Consider the following 2376-nt stretch of genomic DNA (forward strand, 5'->3'; position numbering starts at 1 on the left):
CATCCGGCTGTCGGAGGCCGGGCGCCGGGCCGAGGCCCTGACCGCCACCGAAGAGGCGGTGGAGATCCGGCGCAGGCTCGCGGCCGACAATCCCGCCGCCTACGAGCCCGACCTCGCCACCTCGCTGTCCGTGTTGACCTGGATCTTGGCAATGGAGGGCGAGTCCCTCAGGGCGCTACGCGTGACGGGGGAGGCCGTGGAGCTGTACCGCCGCCATATCGACACGCTGCCTACGGTTTTCCCGCGACTCCATGTGGTGCTGGACCTACAGGCGCAGCTGCTCGACGGTGTAGGGCGTCAGCAAGAGGCGGAGGCGGTCCGGCGCTGGCTCAGGGAGAACCCGCTCCCGTCTGATCCTCAGGACTGACCGGACGCGAGAGCGTATGCGAGAGCCCCGGAGGTGATCACGTCTCCGCGGCTCGCCACCCGCGAAAGCCCTCCCGGGCCGAGCGTGTTGTGAGGGGTGGTTCCGAGGAATCACCGCGATGAACCTGACGCCCGGTCAAGTGGTAGTCCCGGTGGAATGTCACGAGTGCACGGACTGTGACACGCCTCCCGGCTCCGCCTGCCGCTCTCTGACGTCGCTGGGCGGGGGGCGAGCGGAGGGAGGTGCGCTTGTACGGCATCTCGACGCTGGGCGGAGTGCTCTTCAACGCAGGGGACTGACCTCCGGGCAGGCCCCGTCCCCGGCGCCGGAGGGCGGACGCCGGGCTCGGCACGTCCGCCCCTGTCCGGGACGGGTCAGCCGCGCTCGGCGTACGCGCGCAGTCGCTCCTCGCGGCCGGTCAGGCAGCAGCTCGCGCAGCGCACCGCCTCGGCGGAGGTGTGGTAGAGGCAGCAGGTGCGGCGCAGGTACACCAGCCGCTTCCGCCCGTCCCGGGCCCGGTGCACCTCCACCACCTCGCCCAGCCCGGCCAGTCCGCCGGGGGCTCCGGCCGCGAACAGCTCCCACCGCTCCCGGAGCACGCCGGGGCCGGAGCCGCCGTCGAAGGCGCACAGGGCGGTGGCGCAGCCGTGGGCCACACCGCCGCGCAACTGCCGCAGCCCGGCCCGGGTGCGCCGGTGCAGGGCGTCGGCGACGGGCAGCAGGTGCTCCTGCAGCACGGTGCGGCGCAGCAGCGCCGCCGAGTCCTCCCCGGGACGGGCCGCGCACAGCCGCGCCTCGCGCACCCGTACGCCCGCGATGCCGTGGCCCGACGGCCGCAGGAGGACGTTGCCCGCCGCCATGTCCGGCACCTGGCCGGTCAGGGCCCAGTGCAGCACGGCCGCGGCCGTGACCCGGCCCGCGTAGACCGCCATCACCGTCAGCGCCGCGGCATGCTCGGTGCGGTGGCCGCTGCCGCGGTACTCGCAACCGATCAGATCGCCGAGTTCCCCGCTCCGCGGGTCGGAGAGCGCGGACGCGGCCAGCCACTCCCCGGACTCGGCGGCGGGCGGCCCGCCCACCTCGACGTGCCAGCGGGGCCCGTACGGCGCGGGCTTCCACGGCCCGCCCACGACGGCCCGCCGGTGGACGGCACGGTATACGGCCATGGCCTTGCCTCTCCGGGGATGTCCTCGTCCCCTGGCCGAAGCGGAAGGCGGCGCGTCAGTGTCTGACTCCCGGCGCCCCGCGGGGCGCCGGTCACAGTGGCGGGACCGTACCGGGCTCTCACCGGTTTCCTGTCCGTCGCCGCCCGGGATGGTCACGGCAAGTCTGTCAGGCGGCGGACGGACGCGGGACCCGTCGTGACGAAGCGCACGGCGGCGCCCCCGGTTCCGGTCCGGGTTCGGCGATCCCCGGCACCGGGTCACCGGTCAGGCGTCGAGAGGTGCTTCCTTCCGGGCACCGGCTTCGGGCGCGAGGACGGCGCGGAGGCGGCCGATGCCCTGCCGCCACCCCGGACCGTGGCTCGTCTCGTCCCAGAGTTCGGCCAGCTCGGACTCCCCGGCGACCACCCGGTCGAGCGCTTCGACGGCGAGCGGACGGAGATCGTCGGCGAAGGCGGGAAGGGCCTCCCTGGGCCCGTAGCCCGTGCCGACCGGCTCACCGCCCGGGCACCGCGCCGCGACGAGAGCGGCGGCCGCGACGGCCTCCGCGCCCTCGGAGCCGTCGAGGTAGTCGCGGGTCCGCGCGACGCGGCCGAGCGTCGCCCGTACGAGACCCTCGCGTTCGTCCGGGGCCGTCTTGTCCAGGGTGCCGGCGAAGTCCGCTGCCGCGTCGTTCTCGAAGGGGCCGATGTCCCAGGTTCCCACGGTGATCTCCTCGTGTCGCGGTGTGCGGCGATCATCGCAGCGGCCACTGACAGCGGCCGGTGTGGCGGTGCTCCCCGGGGGGGGCGCCGCCCCGGGGGGCCCGCGGGGGGGGGGGGGCCGGCCGGGGGGGCGGTAGGGGGG

General features: G+C 75.3%; 2 protein-coding genes, 1 pseudogene and 1 riboswitch. Of the genes and pseudogenes, 1 reads left to right on the forward strand and 2 read right to left on the reverse strand.

Features of this window, described 5'->3' with window-relative positions; all coding sequences use genetic code 11:
• A pseudogene (locus tag AC2CJA_RS26165) lies at positions 1 to 367 on the forward strand (tetratricopeptide repeat protein); the annotation flags it as partial.
• A gap of 374 nt (positions 368 to 741) precedes the next feature.
• Here AC2CJA_RS26165 and AC2CJA_RS26170 read toward each other — a convergent pair.
• Entirely contained in the window at positions 742 to 1533 is a 792-nt protein-coding gene (locus tag AC2CJA_RS26170) for a (2Fe-2S)-binding protein (protein ID WP_484605137.1), read from the reverse strand.
• A gap of 56 nt (positions 1534 to 1589) precedes the next feature.
• Positions 1590 to 1665, reverse strand: a riboswitch (cobalamin riboswitch).
• A 132-nt stretch (positions 1666 to 1797) separates the two neighbouring features.
• Positions 1798 to 2235 (reverse strand): DUF4259 domain-containing protein, encoded by a 438-nt coding sequence (locus tag AC2CJA_RS26175; RefSeq protein WP_484605138.1) that lies wholly within the window; start codon positions 2233 to 2235, stop codon positions 1798 to 1800.
• Between the last annotated feature and the right edge of the window lie 141 nt (positions 2236 to 2376).

The organism is Streptomyces sp. ATLC9, from assembly GCF_057196705.1.

What these genes read in the sequence shown, in the direction of transcription:
- AC2CJA_RS26170 (WP_484605137.1), bottom strand. Translation starts at nt 1,533, where the DNA reads ATGGCCGTATACCGTGCCGTCCACCGGCGGGCCGTCGTGGGCGGGCCG.